General features: G+C 59.8%; 15 protein-coding genes and 1 other RNA gene. 13 read left to right on the top strand and 3 right to left on the bottom strand.

Annotated elements, in window-relative coordinates:
- Positions 1-11 precede the first annotated feature (11 nt).
- A complete protein-coding gene (locus DKW72_RS15380) occupies positions 12-422 on the top strand; it encodes a flagellar protein FlaG (RefSeq protein ID WP_232522437.1) in 411 nt (136 codons plus the stop codon).
- Positions 423-598: 176 nt separating this feature from the next.
- Complete coding sequence (gene fliD, locus DKW72_RS15375; protein ID WP_111643280.1) at positions 599-2626, top strand: flagellar filament capping protein FliD; 2028 nt, start codon at positions 599-601, stop codon at positions 2624-2626.
- A gap of 221 nt (positions 2627-2847) precedes the next feature.
- Here the strand turns inward: fliD and DKW72_RS15370 are convergent, their stop codons facing one another.
- The gene (locus tag DKW72_RS15370; RefSeq protein WP_198411392.1) at positions 2848-3699 is read right to left on the bottom strand and encodes a class I SAM-dependent methyltransferase; all 852 of its coding nucleotides are present in this window, start codon (positions 3697-3699) and stop codon (positions 2848-2850) included.
- A gap of 222 nt (positions 3700-3921) precedes the next feature.
- Positions 3922-6303, bottom strand: coding sequence for a 5-methyltetrahydropteroyltriglutamate--homocysteine S-methyltransferase (gene metE / locus DKW72_RS15365; protein ID WP_111643279.1), 2382 nt, complete (start codon positions 6301-6303; stop codon positions 3922-3924).
- A gap of 386 nt (positions 6304-6689) precedes the next feature.
- Here metE and DKW72_RS15350 point away from each other — a divergent pair, with 386 nt between their 5' ends.
- Together DKW72_RS15350 and DKW72_RS15345 are read left to right on the top strand one after the other, a co-directional pair.
- A complete protein-coding gene (locus tag DKW72_RS15350; protein WP_111643276.1) occupies positions 6690-7610 on the top strand; it encodes a LysR family transcriptional regulator in 921 nt (306 codons plus the stop codon).
- A gap of 55 nt (positions 7611-7665) precedes the next feature.
- Positions 7666-8928: an MHYT domain-containing protein gene (locus DKW72_RS15345; RefSeq protein WP_111643275.1), complete on the top strand. Its 1263-nt coding sequence runs from the start codon at positions 7666-7668 to the stop codon at positions 8926-8928.
- Positions 8929-9263: 335 nt separating this feature from the next.
- Here DKW72_RS15345 and tpx read toward each other — a convergent pair whose 3' ends face one another.
- A complete protein-coding gene (tpx, locus tag DKW72_RS15340; protein ID WP_111643274.1) occupies positions 9264-9761 on the bottom strand; it encodes a thiol peroxidase in 498 nt (165 codons plus the stop codon).
- Between the two features lie 357 nt (positions 9762-10118).
- Here tpx and DKW72_RS15335 point away from each other — a divergent pair, with 357 nt between their 5' ends.
- The 9 genes from DKW72_RS15335 (at position 10119) to DKW72_RS15295 (ending at position 17091) form a co-directional block, all read left to right on the top strand.
- On the top strand, positions 10119-11648 hold the full coding sequence (locus DKW72_RS15335) for an AbgT family transporter (protein ID WP_111643273.1): 1530 nt from the start codon (positions 10119-10121) through the stop codon (positions 11646-11648).
- A 60-nt stretch (positions 11649-11708) separates the two neighbouring features.
- An RNA gene (ffs, locus tag DKW72_RS15330) (signal recognition particle sRNA small type) lies at positions 11709-11804 on the top strand.
- Positions 11805-11891: 87 nt separating this feature from the next.
- The gene (gene dnaX / locus DKW72_RS15325; RefSeq protein ID WP_111643272.1) at positions 11892-13820 is read left to right on the top strand and encodes a DNA polymerase III subunit gamma/tau; all 1929 of its coding nucleotides are present in this window, start codon (positions 11892-11894) and stop codon (positions 13818-13820) included.
- Between the two features lie 31 nt (positions 13821-13851).
- On the top strand, positions 13852-14172 hold the full coding sequence (locus tag DKW72_RS15320; protein ID WP_111643271.1) for a YbaB/EbfC family nucleoid-associated protein: 321 nt from the start codon (positions 13852-13854) through the stop codon (positions 14170-14172).
- A 3-nt stretch (positions 14173-14175) separates the two neighbouring features.
- Positions 14176-14769, top strand: coding sequence for a recombination mediator RecR (gene recR / locus DKW72_RS15315; RefSeq protein WP_111643270.1), 594 nt, complete (start codon positions 14176-14178; stop codon positions 14767-14769).
- A gap of 6 nt (positions 14770-14775) precedes the next feature.
- Positions 14776-15963, top strand: coding sequence for a ribonuclease D (gene rnd / locus DKW72_RS15310; protein ID WP_111643269.1), 1188 nt, complete (start codon positions 14776-14778; stop codon positions 15961-15963).
- Positions 15960-16256, top strand: coding sequence for a YcgL domain-containing protein (locus DKW72_RS15305; protein ID WP_111643268.1), 297 nt, complete (start codon positions 15960-15962; stop codon positions 16254-16256). Before rnd ends, DKW72_RS15305 begins: the two co-directional genes overlap by 4 nt.
- 2 nt (positions 16257-16258) lie before the next feature.
- The gene (locus DKW72_RS15300; protein WP_111643267.1) at positions 16259-16702 is read left to right on the top strand and encodes a YcgN family cysteine cluster protein; all 444 of its coding nucleotides are present in this window, start codon (positions 16259-16261) and stop codon (positions 16700-16702) included.
- 32 nt (positions 16703-16734) lie between these two features.
- Positions 16735-17091, top strand: coding sequence for a hypothetical protein (locus DKW72_RS15295; RefSeq protein ID WP_111643266.1), 357 nt, complete (start codon positions 16735-16737; stop codon positions 17089-17091).
- Positions 17092-17133 lie beyond the last annotated feature (42 nt).

Here is a 17133-nt window from a genome sequence, read left to right as displayed (position 1 = left end):
AGGGTATAAACATGAGTGAAGTCACGATGTTACACAGTGCTGGCCAGCCCCAGGCTTACAAGGCCCGGACTGGTCAGGACGCTTCACCTGATGTATCCCGTCAAGCGGCACAGGCCGGCGGCAAGGTTTTGCCGCCGACCGTCTCGGCCCCACAACCGGTAGTGAAAAAGGTTGAAGTCAACCAGCAAGAGCAGCTCGCGGAACAGCTTCGCGAAGCCGTTGCCCAGATGAATGAATACATCCAGGCGACCCAGCGGGATCTGCGCTTTACGGTTGACCAGGACTCGGGCGAGACCATTGTCAGAGTGTTGGATCGGCAGACTCAGGAGGTGATCCGGCAAATTCCGGACGAAGTCTTCCTGAATCTGGCACGGAATCTGCGTGTCAATGAGCCGGTGCACTTTTTCAGTGAGCAGGCTTAGCGAGCTCATCAGCTTAGCAACCTTAGAAAGGGTGCCCCACAAGGGCACCCTTTTTTATTGGGTAAAATTTGTGCAGCTGGACTAAAGTTTGGCGTAGCGGAGTCGATAACCTCCCTGAGTCGGGTAATCCGATAAGCACACGTCAACAGCGCAATCAGCACCAATAGGTTTTATCTATGGCTACCAACATCGGAAGCGACATTGTCAATCAGATCGGCGGGGGCTCGGGCATCAATACCCGCAGTCTGGTGGATCAACTGGTTGAGTTGGAGCGTGCGCCGGAAGAGCGGCGTCTGGATCAGCGCGACCAGCGCCTGGAGTCCCAGATTTCGGGCCTGGGTATGATGCGCGGTGCCATGGATGATATGGATTCTGTTCTCGCGATTCTTTCGGATCCGGATACGTTTAACGCCAAGCAGGCGTCAATTTCTGATACCTCACTGATTGCGGTCAATGCCCTTGAGCCCAATGCCGTTCCTGGGAATTACAGACTGCGCATCGAGCAGGTGGCTCAGTCCCAGTCCATGAATTCTGGCGCCTTTGGCAGCACCAGCGAGCCTATTGGCGAAGGCTCCCTGACCATTCGCTTCGGTAGCTGGGATGCGGGTAGTTTCACGTTGGACCCGGATGCTGAAGGGGCCACCATTGAGATTGATGACAGCAATAACACGCTGTCCGGGTTGCGCGATGCGATCAATGGTGCGGGTATTGGCGTACAGGCCAGTATCGTGGGTCAAGCCGGCAGCTATAGCCTGTTGTTGACCAGCCCGACGGGCGAGACCAAAGAAATGGAAATCACCGCTGACGAGGGCGCGACGCCCGGGCTGTCGGCCTTCAATTTCAATGAAGACAATCAGGCCATGACCCAAAACCAGGCGGGCCAGGATGCGATTCTCAGTGTTAACGGCTTGCAGGTGACGCGCAGCACCAACGCCATCAGTGACGTCATCGACGGTGTAGAATTTGATATTTTCAACGCAAACCCCGCCGAAGAAATTGTGATCAACATCTCTGAAGATCGCGCGCAGGCAGAAGAAACGATCCGTGCCTTTGTTGAAACCTATAACGAGTTTTACGAGAAGATCCGATTTTTGACGGATCGTGAGGCGGGTGAGGACGGTCAGGGTAGCCTTGCCAATGATCCCCTGGCGAACAATCTGTTGCGTTCCCTGCAGAGCACCTTGGCCAGCCCAGTGCCCGGTATTACGGACAGCTTCAACCTGTTGGCGAATATTGGTATTCGTACCAAGACGGACGGAACGCTGGAGATTATAGAAGATGGTCAGGCGACCGGCTTCCGCAATGCGCTGAACAACAACTTTGAACAGGTTCGCGATCTGTTTGTGCCCAAGATGTCGTCCAGCTCTTCCCGGGTAATGGTGGAGGATTTCGGCAATCGCACCCAGCCGGGTGATTACGAGGTGGAGATCACCCAGCAGGCTTCTCGCGGCTATTTGTTGGCAGGTCCTATTGCGGAAGGTTTCCCACTGGATACCACCGGTAAAGATTACAGTTTTGATGTCGCCGTTAACGGTCGGCAAGCGGAAACCATCACCTTGCCCGAGGGCCGTACTTATGACTCGGCACAAGATCTGGCCGCAGAAATCCAGACGCTGATTAATTCGGATGCCACGCTTCGCGCTGCCAACGTGCGGGTGAGCGTCACCGTGGATAATGATACGGGCGGTCTGCACATCGAGTCGGCCACGTATGGGCAGGACAGTCGCGTCGATATTCTCAGTGTTGGGGCCGATATGGCGGACCTGGGGATTGAAGCGGCCGCAGGCACGGTCGGTGAGAACGTTCAGGGCACCATTAATGGCGTGGCAGCGTTTGGATTTGGCCAGTTCCTGCGTGGCGCAATAGGTTCGCCCTCTGAGGGCCTTAGTCTGAGGATCGCGCAGGGGGCCACCAGTGCAAACGTGAGTTTTTCTCGCGGTTTTGGTTCCATGGTATCCACTATGATGGATACTTATGCGCGCAGCTCCGGTTTGATTTCCGAGCGTGAGAACAATCTGCGCCGGGAGCAGACGGAAGTGTCTGACGCGCGTGAGCGTCTTGAGCGCCGCAGCGAAGCCTTCCGCGCCCGCCAGGAAGCCCAGTTCCGGGCCATGGAGCAGATCGTGCGCAGCCTCAACAACACCGGCGATTTTCTTGAAGGGTTGAATGACCGGTTGCCGTTTACGGCGCCGAACCGTCGTTAATCTATTCGGGCAGGGTGGCTCGGTGTCGGATTACGGCTTCGCCTAATCCGACCTATCAGGACTGTGGCGTTTTTATCTGGTTTGGGTGCCTCATTGTCGGATTACGCTGCGCTAATCCGACCTACTCGGACAATGGTACGCTGTTTCCTGTAGGTCGGATTAGCCCGCAGGGCGTAATCCGACACTGAGGCACCCAACTCCTTCAGGGGTTGGGCTTACTATTAATCCTTCACAAACCGCAACGTCATCCGGTCACTCTCCCCAATTTCCATATACCGCTCCCGATTTTCATCGCCCAACGCCAAACTCGGTGGCAGGGTCCATACGCCGCGCGGATGGTCTCGGGTATCGTTGGGATTGGCGTTGATATCGCTACGTTCATCCAACCGAAATCCCGCCGCCTCCGCCAGGGCAATCACCGCCGATTCCGGCACGTAACCGCTCTGCGCTGTCTCCCGGTAATCCGCACCGTCTTCGGCCCGGTGCTGGACCACGCCCAACACACCGCCGGGTTTCAGCACGTCGTAAAAGGCTGCAAACATGCCTTCCGCCTGGCCGCCGTTGATCCAGCCGTGGACGTTGCGAAAGGTCAGCACCCGATCGGCGCTGTTGGTTTCTCCCAGTACCGGTTCGGCGGGGTTGTACCGGTGGATGTGAGCCTCACCGTAAAGCGCCTCATCCTGCGCGAGCAGTTGGTTGATCATCTCTGCCAGGCGCGGAACGTAGGCCGGCATGTCGGGCAGGTCAGGGTCGATGATGGCGGCCGTGTAGCGCCCATGCTCATGCAGTAGCGGCGCCAGGATTTCGGCGTACCAGCCACCGCCCGGGTTGATTTCGATAACGTGGTGCTCGGGATGGATGTCAAAGAACTGCAGGGTAGACACGGGGTTGCGGTAACGGTCCCGGTCCCGGTTGGCGGCCGCCCGGTGCTCGCCGTCGACCATTGTCTGAAGCGCTGCGGCTGTGAAGGGGGCAGCGGCTTCTGCTTGCGGCTCGAGGGGCGTGTCGGTGTCGCCTGGGCCGCAACCGATCATCAGGGCGGTGGTGCACAGGAGTAGGGGAATGGCTTTCATGGGTGGCTCCTTCATGTGAGTAATGAGGTTTATTATAGAAGGAGATCGCGCCAAGTGTGGGTTTGATTCAATGGTGGTGCCTCAGGTGTCGGATTACGCTGCGCTAATCCGACCTACTGGATCCGGCGTGCCATTGTTCGAGTAGGTCGGATTAGCCGAAGGCGTAATCCGACATTGAGGCACCCGACCCCAAACAGGTAGACGCCGAATCGAACTGAATATTTATCCAGCCACGCCCTCTGTCACCCGCTCACGCAACGTCTGCGCCGCCTTCACCATATTCACCAGCGCCGCTTCGGTTTCCGGCCACTGGCGGGTTTTCAAACCGCAGTCCGGGTTCACCCACAGGTGCTCGGCCGGCAACTCTCGGGCGGCACGGGCCATGATGCTGACCATGGCGTCCACCTCAGGCACGTTGGGCGAGTGAATGTCATACACGCCCGGGCCGATGTGGTTGGGGTACTTGAAGCTCTCGAAGGCCTCCAGCAAGTCCCCCTGGGAACGGGAGGTCTCGATGGTGATGACGTCGGCATCCAGTTGCGCGATGGCTTCGATAATGTCGTTAAACTCGCTGTAGCACATATGGGTGTGGATCTGGGTTTCGTCCTGCACGCCAGCGGCGCTCAAGCGAAAGGCGTTGACTGCCCAGTCCAGATAGTGCGCCCGTTCCTGTTCGCGCAGGGGCAACCCTTCGCGGATGGCCGGTTCATCGATCTGAATCACCTTGATGCCTGCGGCTTCCAGATCCAGCACTTCATCGCGCAAGGCCAGGGCAATCTGGTTGGCGGTGTCGGCCAGCGGCTGGTCGTCGCGCACAAAGGACCAGAACAGCATGGTGATGGGGCCGGTAAGCATGCCCTTGACCGGTTTTTTGGTCAGGGACTGGGCGTAGCGGGTCCAGTTCACGGTCATGGCTTTTGGGCGCGATACGTCGCCGAAGATAATCGGTGGCTTGACGCAGCGCGAACCGTAGCTCTGCACCCAGCCGTATTGGGTAAAGGCGTAGCCGTCCAGTTGTTCGCCAAAATACTCCACCATGTCGTTGCGCTCGGCCTCGCCGTGCACCAGTACGTCCAGGCCGATCCGTTCCTGGCGGGCAATGGCGTCGGCAATTTCCTGGCGCATACGCTGGGTGTATTCCGCTTCGTTCAGTTGCCCCTGTTTAAAGCCCCGTCGCGCCTGACGAATGGCGGGCGTTTGCGGAAAGGAGCCGATGGTGGTGGTGGGGTAGAGCGGCAGTTGCAGCAGTGCCTGCTGTTGGCGGATGCGCTCAGAAAAGGGCGATTGACGCTGCGCCAGGGTCGGGGTGATGCGCTCGCAGCGGGCTTTGACTTCGGGGTTGTGGATGCGCGCGGATTCCCGCCGTCCGACCACCGCGGCGCGACTCTGGGCCAGTGGCTGCTGCGCCTGGGCGTCCTGCGGGTCGTTCAGGAGGCGGCCCAGGGCGACCACTTCGCCGACTTTCTGGGTCGCGAAAGCGAGCCAGTGTTTGATATCCGAGGGCAATTTTTGCTCCCGCTCCAGGTCCACCGGGCTGTGCAGCAGAGAGCAGGAGGGAGCGACCCACAGGCGCTCGCCCAGGCGCTCGTGCAGGGGACGCAGTTGCGCCAGGGAGGCGTCCAGGTCGTTGCGCCAGATGTTGCGGCCATTGATGGCGCCCACGGACAGAACCTTGTGACCGGGCAGGCGATCCACGACGTGCAGCAACTGGGCGCTGCCGCGAACACCGTCCACGTGCAGGCCCGCCACGGGCAGGTTGACGGCGGTGGAGAGGTTGTCCCCGAGGGCGCCGAAGTAGGTGGCCAGCAGGGTTTTTATGCCGCTGTGTTGGAGCCGGTGGTAGACCCCTTCAAAGGCCTGACGCCAGCGGTCGGGCAGGTCCAGCACCAGAATGGGTTCGTCGATTTGGACCCACTGGGCGCCGGTTTGGGCGAGAGCGTCGAGCAGTTGCTCGTAGGCGGGTAACAGATTTTCGAGCAGGTCCAGGCGATCGAAGCCCGCGCCTTTCTCCTTGCCCAGCCAGAGGTAGGTGAGGGGGCCGATGATGACCGGTTTGGCCTGATAGCCCAGAGCAACCGCCTCGCGGGTTTCCTCGATGATCTGGGTCCAGCTCAGGGCAAAGTGTTGCCCGGCATGAAATTCCGGCACCAGGTAGTGGTAGTTGGTATCGAACCATTTGGTCATTTCGCTGGCGCTGGTGGCCTGGCCTGTGGGCGCACGGCCCCGGGCGGCGCGGAACAGGGTGTCCAGATCGATGTCGGCGCAGGGTTCGCTGCTGAACTCTGTGACGTTCGGGGCGGTGCCGCCACAGCAGTTGTCCCGGGCAGTGCTGTCGGCGGCTGTTGCCCCCTGGCGGTGGCGGGCCGGAATATTGCCCACAGTGGCGGACAGGGTCAGGACCTGGTCGTACCAGGCGAAGTCGCCGGTGGGTATCAGGTCCAGCCCGGCCTGGTGCTGGCGCAACCAGTGCTGGCGCCGCAACTGTCGGCCGGTGTCGAGCAGCGCCTGCTGGTCGATATCGCCGTGCCAGTAGGCCTCCAAGGCCTTTTTCAGTTCGCGGTCGGCGCCGATGCGGGGGAAGCCGAGGTTGTGTGTGATGGTCATGGTGTTGGTCCCGTTAGTTAGTGATGAGGCGATTTTTTCGGGTTGGGTGGCTCAGGTGTCGGATTACACCCTTCGGGCTAATCTGACCTACTGGGAAGTGCGTGCCATTGTCGGTTTGGGGCTCATTTGTCGGATTACGCCCTGCGGGCTAATCCGACCTACTGGAGACAGGGCGCCATTGTTCGAGTAGGTCGGATTAGCGCAGCGTAATCCGACACCTGAGCCACCCAACCCGAAAAGTGGCCCCCTTCAAATTCCCAAGCATTCTCTCGCCTGCATTAAAATGAATCAAACTGGTAATTTTCAGATTTAACATGAAATTTATTTGATTTAAGTGGCGACCACTTCTAAACTGGCCCGTCATCAAGCCCACGTCCGAGGCCGCCATGCTCGAAATCCGTCACCTCAAAACCCTCACCGCCCTGCGCGAGACCGGGAGCCTGGTCGAGGCTGCCGACCGCCTGTGCCTGACCCAATCGGCCCTGTCGCACCAACTCAAGGAATTGGAGGGACGTCTCGGTTGCGAGCTGTTCGTGCGCAAGAGCCGGCCGCTGCGTTTCAGCGAGCCTGGGCGCAGACTGTTGACACTGGCGGATCAGGTGCTGGCGCAGGTGAAGGAAGCCGAGCGGGATATCCAGAAGTTGCTTCAGGGAGAGGCGGGGCGGCTGTATATGGCCATTGAATGCCACAGCTGTTTCAACTGGTTGATGCCTACGGTGGACACCTATCGTAACCACTGGCCGGCGGTGGAGCTGGATTTCTCCGGCGGCTTTATGTTCGAGCCCCTGCCGGCGCTGACCCAGGGCGAGGTGGACCTGGTGATCACCTCGGACCCGCAACCTTTGCCGGGGATCGAGTATGTGCCGCTGTTCAGCTATGAAATGCAGATCGCCTTGGCGCGGGAGCATCCCCTTGCGGCCAAAGCCAGCCTTGAGCCCGGTGACCTGGCGGATCAGACGGTGATCACCTACCCGGTAGAGCGCGCCCGGCTCGATATCTTTAAATATTTTCTGGATCCGGCCGGTGTCACGCCCGCCGGCGTGCGTACCTCTGAGCTGACCCTGATGATGGTGCAGTTGGCTGCCAGCGGGCGGGGCGTCTGTGCGCTGCCCAACTGGGTACTGGCAGAGTACGCCGACGCCGCGATGCTGGCGGTGCGCCCGGCCGGTGAGCAGGGTATCTGGCCCACGCTCTATGCGGCTTTGCGCTCGGATTACCGGCACCTGGGTTTTGTTGAGGACTTTCTGAGTCTCGCCCGCCAACACTGTCTGCAACATCTGAAAGGCGTGAAACGGGCGGACGATTGATCCCTTTGGGTTTCTGGCGCGTAAAGCTTCAAAAACCCCTAAAAGGATTATTGTTATGACGGGCTCCTACGATCCGCTGCTGGTCTTCGCCTCCTATTGTGTCGCGGTTATCGCGGCCTATTCAGCCATCTATTTCGGCACTCGACTCTTCGATCAGGAAGGTCGTGGGCGTACCGTGTGGCTCAGCGTCGGCGCTCTGTGTCTGGGCAGCGGTGTCTGGTCCATGCACTTCGTCGGCATGAGCGCCTACGAGATGCCCCACGGTATGGATATGAGCTTCTCGGCGGGGCTCACGCTCCTGTCCTGGGTTCCGGCCGTGCTGGCGTCGGGCTTGGCGCTCTATGTGATTACCCTGCCCAACGCGTCGGCACGTACCTTGGCGGCAAGCGCCATGATCATGGGTACCGGTATCTTCTTTATGCACTACGGCGGTATGTACGCCATGCGCATGGAGCCCACGATTCAGTACGATACGTTGCTGGTGATCCTGTCGGGCCTTATCGCTGTGGGTGCTTCCGGTGCGGCGCTGGTAATCTGCCGGCAGATTCGCAATGCCCCGCCCCGCCATGCGCTCTGGATCAAGATTGTGGCGGCACTGGTGATGGGCGCTGCCATCGCGGGTATGCACTACACCGGAATGGCCGCGGCCAGTTATCCGGCAGATTCGGCGTTCGCGCCGAGCAATGAGTTGCAGGGGGACTGGATGGGAGTCCCGACCGCGATAGCCGCAAGTGGGTTTCTGTTGCTGGCCCTGTTTGTGGCTTATCAGGATTACCGTGAAAGCGTGCGCCTGCGCGAGCTGGCGATCAACAAGTACCGCGTTGCCCGTGAGACGGCCTTCAATGACGAGGCGACCGGTTTGCCGAACCGAGCCCAGGCCGAAAAAACCCTGCTGGACCGTTTGACGGTATCGGGATCGGGTCAAAAAGCCCGCCCCTTCACCCTTGTTTACTTTGAACTCAGCAGCTACCGCCAGTTGATGGAAGATGACGATAATGCGGTCGCTCAGGCGTTGCTCGACGTCTTTGTGGCCGAGCTGAAACGCTGGTTTGGTGACGCTGAGCTGTTGGCGCGTTACGGGCGGGACAGTTTTGTGCTGCTGGTTGAACACATGACGCCGGGCGAGGTGAGGGATCTGTTGCAGCCTTTTGAGCAGGCCTTGGCGCAGGATCTTAAAGCGGTGGGCATGTCGGAGTTGGGGCGCTGGGGGGTGGGCTTCAGCAGGTTTCCCGAGTCCGGTAGCGCCAGTCGTAATCTTTTGAAGGCGGCGCAGCGGGTGAGTTTGCACTTTGGCACCGGGGTTGCGGAGGTGGCGTGATTTTCGTGGGTATCGTTTGGGGTGGGGTGCCTCAGTGTCGGATTACGCTGCGCTAATCCGACCTACTCGAGCAGTCGAGCGATGTTACGGCTTGGGTGCGGGGTTGTCGGATTACGCTGTGCTAATCCGACCTACTCGAGCGGGGGAGCGATGTTGCGGTTTGGGTGCGGGGTTGTCGAATTACGGCTGCGCCTAATCCGACCTACTTGAACAATGGAGCGATGTTTCCAGTAGGTCGGATTAGCCCGAAGGGCGTAATCCGACATCTGAGGCACCCAACCATTCATGGGACACCCGTAAGCCTATCGGAGGCGCCGGCATCAATCAAATCAATGTCAACCCAGAGCTTTCAGCGCCGCGTCGTAATCGGGCTCGTCAGCCACTTCGCCAACCAACTGGGTATGCACCACTTTGCCGTCGGTATCGAGCACCACCACCGCGCGAGCGCACAGGCCAGTCAGCGGACCGTCAACCATCGCGACGCCGTAGTCTTTGGCAAAGCTGGAGCGAAAGGCGGAGGCCGGTACCACATTGTCCAAGTTCTCGGCGCCACAGAAGCGCGCCTGGGCGAACGGCAGATCCTGGGAAACACAGATCACCGTGGTGTTGTCCAGGCCGCTGGCTTTTTCATTGAAGGTACGCACGGACTGGGCGCAGGTCGGAGTGTCGACACTGGGGAAGATGTTCAAGACAACGCGCTTGCCCTTGACGTCGCTCAGGCTGATTTCCGACAGGTCGCTTTTGACCAGGGTGAACCCCGGTGCCTGGCTGCCCTTGGCGGGCAAGTCGCTGTTGGTGTTGAAGGGGTTACCTTTCAGGGTTACTTTTGCCATAGCGTTATTGCTCCTGCAATAAGGGATGAGAGCCCTAGCTTAGAAGCTGGGGCGAGGAATTCAAGTGTTACTATACCAGATTGCCATAACGCGCGTGGTACCCTGCGGATTCGGTGCCGCAGGTGTCGGATTACGGCCGCGCCGAATCCGACCTGCTCGGACGGTGGAGCATAGACTCGGGCTGGGTGCCTCATTGTCGGATTACGCTGCGCTAATCCGACCTACACGAACAATGGCACGCTGCTTCCAGTAGGTCGGATTAGCCCGCAGGGCGTAATCCGACAATTGAGGCACCGCGCACAGCAAAAAACCACCACCATAAAAATTGAAATCGAACTCTCGAGAAAAGGACGCAACATGACCTCGACGGCCATCAAGCCACCGCTTACTGAACGCTTCCTGCACCATGTCGAACGCCAGGGTAACCGCCTGCCAGCACCAACGCTGCTGTTTTTCTATTTCTGTATCGGCATCCTGCTGGTCTCGGCTATCGCGGCTGCTTTTGGCGTGCGCGCCGAGCTGCCGGGCAGCGGCGAGGCGGTGGTGGCGCGCAATTTGTTGAGCGGAGAGGGTATCCGCTGGATGCTGACCAGTGCGGTGAACAATTTTGTCACTTTTGCGCCCGTAGGCACTGTCCTGGTGGCCATGCTCGGACTGGGGATCGCCGAGCACTCGGGGTTGTTGCGGGTTGCGCTGACACGCCTGGTATTGGCGGCGCCGCCCGGTGCACTGACTTTTATTGTGGTCTTCTCCGGCATGCTCTCCAGCCTCACTGCCGACGCTGGCTACGTGGTGCTGATTCCGCTTGCGGGTCTGCTCTTCTCCGTTGCAGGACGACCGCCGCTGGCGGGGATTGCCGCTTCCTTCGGCGGTGTCGCTGCGGGCTACAGCGCCAACTTGCTTCTGGGGCCGCTCGACGTGGTGTTGGCAGGTTTATCCGCCGAAGCCGTTCAACTGGTTGCGTCTGATTACACCGTGGATGCGGCGGGTAACTACTATTTCATGATCGTTTCTACGCTGCTCTTGAGCATCGTGGGCACCTGGGTCACCGAGCGCTGGGTGACGCCCTGGCTGTCCCGTCAGGAGGGGGAGGATGAGCAGACGGAAGACGAGCTGCCAAACGTCACTGAGTCCGAGCGCCGAGGGCTGTGGGCGGTACTGTGGGTGACGCTGGCTTTTTGGGGCCTCATGGCGCTTGCCGTGATTCCCGAATGGGGTGTCTTGCGCGGGTCTGCCGAGAGTGTGCTGCAATCGGCGTTTCTCCAGGGTATTGTCGTCCTCATTGCGCTCTATGCCGGTATCGCGGGGGTCGTGTTTGGCAAGATCAGCGGCCACTATCAGCGCGCGGGCGAAGCGGTAGGGGGCATGGAGCACGCCATGGGCACCATGGCCACCTATATTGTGCTGATGTTTTTTGCGGCCCAGTTTGTCAACTATTTCGCCTGGAGCCAGCTGGGTGTGATCATGGCGATCAATGGTGCCGAGGTGCTGGGTAAGCTCTCCCTGCCGCCGGCCTTGTTGTTGGTATTGTTTGTCAGCCTTGCGGGATTTCTTAACCTGTTTGTAGGCAGCGCCACCGCCAAATGGGCACTGGTGGGGCCAGTCTTTGTGCCCATGTTCTATTTGCTGGGCATCAGCCCCGAGGCGACTCAAATGGCCTACCGCATCGGAGACAGTGTCACCAACGTGATTACGCCCTTGATGCCTTACTTCGGGGTGGTGGTGGCCTTTGCCCAGCGCTACCGCAAGAACCTGGGTATTGGCACTCTGGTGGCGATGATGCTGCCGTATTCTGTTGCTTTCTGGTTGGTGTGGTCAGTGCTGCTGGCACTCTGGGTGAGCGTTGGTTGGCCCATGGGGCCGGGGGCGCCGGTACTTGTGCCTTAGGGATTTTCCGCCCCGCCTTGCATTGGTGGGGCAAAGTCAGGATAATGCGCGCCGTGGCCCAATTGGTCCCCTCGCAATGATGAGCTGTGAACCCCGCCAGGCCCGGAAGGGAGCAACGGTAGCAGTCAGTTATGTGCCGAGGTGTGGCTGATTGGGTCACCCTATTTCTGGCCCCGTCCAAATCTTCCGGTTTTATCAGGTATAATCCTCGCCACGTTCGATAATACCCAGATAGAGGAAGGCATGAGCTACCAAGTCCTGGCCCGCAAATGGCGTCCCCGCACATTCCGAGAAATGGTCGGGCAAGAGCACGTCCTCCAGGCCTTGATCAACGCCCTCGATCACAATCGCCTGCACCATGCCTATTTGTTCACCGGCACTCGCGGTGTGGGTAAAACCACCATCGCTCGCATTCTGGCCAAGTGCCTAAACTGCGAAGCCGGTGTCAGTTCCGTGCCCTGTGGCCAATGCAGTGCCTGCACCGAAATTGCCGAGAACCGCTTTGTCGATCTGATCGAGGTCGATGCGGCCTCGCGCACCAAAGTCGAAGATACCCGCGAGCTGCTGGAAAACGTTCAGTATGCGCCCACCCGTGGTCGCTACAAGGTGTATCTGATCGATGAAGTACACATGCTGTCCAGTCACAGCTTCAACGCGCTGCTGAAGACCCTGGAAGAGCCGCCGCCCCACGTTAAATTTTTGCTTGCGACCACCGATCCGCAAAAGCTGCCGGTCACCATTCTGTCGCGCTGCCTTCAGTTCAACCTCAAGAATATGCAGCCCGAGCGCATCGTGCAGCATTTGCAAATGGTGCTCGACAGCGAAGGCGTTCCCTTTGAAGAAAGTGCGCTTTGGCAGCTGGGGCGCGGCGCCGACGGCAGTATGCGCGACGCGCTCAGTCTGACGGACCAGGCCATTGCCTACGGTTCGGGCCAGATCAATGAGGCTGAGGTGCGTGCCATGCTTGGCACCATCGATCGGGATTCGGTGTATCGGATTATTGAGGCGTTGGCGAGCTACGACGGCAAGGTGGCATTGAACACCGTTGACCAGATGGCGGAGCACGCGCCGGACTTCGCCGGTGCTCTGGCAGAGATGCTTACCGTGCTGCACCGAATTGCCATTGCTCAAGCGCTGCCCGAAGCGGTTGATAACAGTCAGGGTGACCGGGATCGGGTCCTGCAGTTGGCGCAGCAACTGCCTTCGGAAGATGTGCAACTGTTTTACCAGACAGCCTTGCTCGGTCGTCGGGACCTGCCCTTGGCGCCGGACTCGCGTGCAGGCTTTGAAATGGTGCTTCTGCGGATGCTGGCCTTCAAGCCTCAGGGGGTGTTGGACGTACCGGGGCAGTCCCTGCCGCAGGCGAACCGCCCTGTACCTGCGCGGAGTAGCGAGCAATCGCCGGCGGCACACGTGGCGGAGCAGATTGCACCGGCTGAAGAGGTGCCCGAGCAGGCGATGCCTGAGTCATCCCCAGAGGAGCCAAGCGCTCAGGCGCCGGAGCCCGAACCTGAAAAAAAGTCTGAACCGGCCCCGGCGCCACCGCCCGAACCCTCGGTAGCGGAGGCGCCGCCGGTGGCGGCTTCCGCACAGGTAGACGACCGTCCGCCCTGGGAACCGCAGGTGGAGGTCCCGGAGCCATCGAGGCCTGAACAGCCACGGATGCCCGAACAGCGCCAGCCGTATACCCCGCCCGAGGCTGCTCCCCAGGCCGCGCCGGAATCGGCACCTCCAGGTGCACCGGAATCCGTGCGCTCTGTGTCTCTGGAGCAGGCCAGTACTGAGACCTGGCCAGAGATCTATTTGGGTGCCAAAATTGGCGGCGTACTCCAAAGCACCGCGTCGAACGCCGTGCTGGTGGGCCGGCAGGGCAACCAGCTGAGCTTTATTCTGGATGAAAATCACAGCTCTCTGTACGATGAGAGCCATCAGCAGCGCCTGGCGGACCAGCTCAGCGACTACTTTGGCGCGCCGGTCAAGGTGCTGATTCAGCCCGGCCCTGTGCCCGGAGAAACCCCGGCGGCCCTGGCGGCGCGCTTGAAGCGCGAACGCCTGGCTGAGGCGGTGGATGCGATCAACCGAGACCCGGTGGTACAGAAATTGATTGAACACTTTGATGCCAGTGTCCTACAGGACAGCGTCGAGCCCCTTGAACCCAGTGTCGGTAAATAACCGTACCGATGAGCGTTAATGAGGTAAGCCCATGAAAGGTCTAGGCGATTTAATGAAACAGGCCCAGCAGATGCAGGCCGACATGCAAAAAATGCAGGAAGATCAGGCCAATGTCGAAGTCACCGGTCAGGCCGGTGCCGGTTTGGTCAAAGTGGTGATGACCGGTCGCCACGATGTGAAGGCCGTCAACATTGATCCGAGCCTGCTCGAAGAAGATAAAGAGATGCTCGAGGACCTGCTCGCGGCCGCCGTCAATGACGCCGTGCGTAAAGTGGAAGAGAACAACAAAGAGCAGATGAGCAAAATGACCTCGGGCATGAACCTGCCGCCCGGCTTCAAGATGCCGTTCTAAATCATGTTCAGCCCTCTGATTGATGAGTTGATGGCAGCGTTACGGTGCCTGCCGGGCGTGGGCCCCAAATCGGCTCAGCGTATGACACTGCACCTGCTGGAGCGCGACCGCGAAGGCGCAGCGCGCCTGGCCCAGGCCCTGACGCTGGCGGTGGAAGGCGTAGGGCGCTGCCAGCGCTGTCGAACGCTCACCGAACAACCCTTGTGCGGCATCTGCGCCAACGCCCGGCGCGATGATGGCCTGCTGTGTGTGGTCGAGACCCCCGCCGATGTGCTCGCGATTGAGCAGGCCGGGACCTACCAGGGCAAATACTTTGTCCTGATGGGACATCTGTCGCCCATCGACGGTATCGGCCCTGAGGATATTGGTGTCGACCAGTTGGTTGAGTTACTGCAGACCGAGCCGATTCAGGAAGTGATTCTGGCCACCAACTCCACGGTTGAGGGCGAAGCTACGGCCTACTATATCAGCGAGCGCGCCCGTCCGTTGGGTATCACCGTTTCGCGTATTGCCCACGGCGTGCCCATGGGCGGTGAACTCGAATACATTGATGGCGGGACATTGGCTCATGCCTTTGCCAGCCGCCGGAGCCTGTGAACGCCCATGACTGCTTCTGCAACCATACCTACCGAGCCCACCTGGATTGCCAGCGATACTGAACTGGCTGAGCTTTGCGCACGCTGGCTAACCCAGGGCGCGATTGCGATTGACACTGAATTCATGCGCAGCAGCACCTTCTACCCCATCGCTGGCCTGATTCAGGTGGGCGATGGTCGGGGCTGCTACCTGATCGATCCACTGGCTATTGAGGATATGGGGCCGCTTAAAGCGGTACTGCTCGATACCCGAGTGGTCAAAGTATTGCATTCCTGCTCGGAGGATCTGGAAGTTTTTCAACGCTTGCTGGACCTGGTGCCCGAGCCGATCTTTGATACCCAAATTGCGGCCGCCTATGCCGGTTACGGCTTTTCGTTGGGTTATGCAGGCTTGATCAAAGCCGCTCTCGGGCTCGAGATCCCGAAGGCGGAGACCCGCTCGGACTGGTTGCAGCGCCCTTTGAGCGTCGCCCAGATGAAATACGCCGCGCTTGATGTGGCGCATATGCTGATCATCTACGGCAAGTTGCTCAAAACCCTGAAAGATAACGGCCGCCTGGCGTGGGTCCGTGAAGACTGCGCGCTTCTGGTGAGTCAGGCGCGCCAGCCTGCTGTGCTGGAAGAGGCCTACCGTAAAGTGGGGCTTGCCTGGAAGTTACAGCCGCGCGAGTTGGCCGTCCTGCAGCGCCTGACCATTTGGCGCGAAGAGCAAGCGCGCGCCCGGGATATCCCGCGCAACCGTTTGGTCAAAGAGCCGCCGCTGTGGCAGATGGCGCGAACCCAACCGCACACACTTGAGCAACTGGCGACAATTCGGGACCTGCCCAGTCGCACCGTCGCGGATGACGGTGAAACCTTGTTGGCCTTGATTGTCGAGGGCCAGAACAGCGAACCCGCACATTGGCCTGAGCGCTTGCCAATGCCCTTGCCGCGCAACCAAACCGGGTTGATGAAGGCGCTCAAGCACTGCGTGCGCGAGCGCGCGGAAGCTCAGGACCTGCTGCCGGAGCTGGTAGCGCGCAAACGTGATTACGAGTTTATTGTGCGTTCTGGCCTTGAGGGTGGCCGCTACGCGCTGCCTCCACGTTTTGCCGGTTGGCGCGGTGAGCTGGTCGGTGAGAGTCTGTTGGCCGCGGCAGAGCAATGGCGCCAGGATAATCCCGAGGCTTTTGCGCCCGAGGAGTCTGAAGCATGAAGCATTTGTGCCAAGTGTATCGGAGCCCGAAGAACGAAGGGATGTATCTCTACGTTAACAAAGACGACGGTTTGAGCAAGGTGCCCGAATCACTCCTCGCGCGATTTGGAAAACCGCAGTCGGCAATGCTGCTGTTGGTGACACCGGACAAGAAGCTCGCCCGGGTCAATGCCGAGCGCCTGCTCGCGTGCCTGGATGACCCGGGTTACTATTTGCAGCTGCCGCCAGCGCCGGACGGGTCCGACATCGATGCCCAGCGTGTACGCGAGCAGAACACCCGGTTGGGTGGCTAGCGATGGTGGCGCAAGTGCCCTTCTGGCAGCGCAAGACCCTCGCGCAGATGAGCGCCGAGGAGTGGGAGCAGTTGTGTGATGGCTGCGGAAAATGTTGCCTGCACAAACTTGAAGATGAAGACTCGGGTGAGGTTTACACAACCAATATTGCCTGCAGATTACTGAATACCGAGACCTGCCGTTGCAAAGACTACCTTCACCGGCAGCGTCGGGTGCCCGACTGCACAGTGCTCAGGGTGGAGGATATTCCAGCTTTTCACTGGCTGCCCGACACCTGTGCCTACCGGCTATTGGCACAGGGTGAGCCGTTGCCCGCGTGGCATCCGCTGATCAGCGGCGACCCGGACAGTGTTCACCGTGCAGGTATTTCGGTTGTGGGCCGGGTAGTCTCTGAGCTGGCGGTTCCCGACGACGATTACGAAGACCATATCGTGCACTGGGTATAAATCGGGCACGGTACTATTTTCTGGAGAAACTTATGTACACCTCGTTAACAGCCTGGCTGGTGTATCTGATTGGGGCACTCGCGCTGGTTGCTGTGGTATGGCGCATGACCCGATCAGTGCGGCGGGATTGGCACTATTTGAGCGTCGTATCGGTGGCGGCCTTGCTGCTGACGCCGGCACAGATCGATAGCATCAACAATTACTGGGCACCTGCGTTGCTGACCCTGGTGCTGGATCTGGTTTTCGGCAGTGTCACAGACGAGAGCACCGGGCAGTCGGTGTTACTGTTGATCATCGTCTGGCTGCTGGCTTTAATGGCATCGCTGGTATTCTTGCTGTTGACCCGCGGCCGGGCTTCAGCGCCAAGGGCAGCGGCCGATAACACCTAACGAGCCCCAGCCAAGGGCACAACGGATAACAGCAGGAGAACA

This window comes from Marinimicrobium alkaliphilum (genome assembly GCF_003259155.1).
In the GTDB taxonomy this organism is placed as follows: domain Bacteria; phylum Pseudomonadota; class Gammaproteobacteria; order Pseudomonadales; family Cellvibrionaceae; genus Marinimicrobium_A; species Marinimicrobium_A alkaliphilum.
This window is presented reverse-complemented; position numbering and strand designations above follow the sequence as displayed.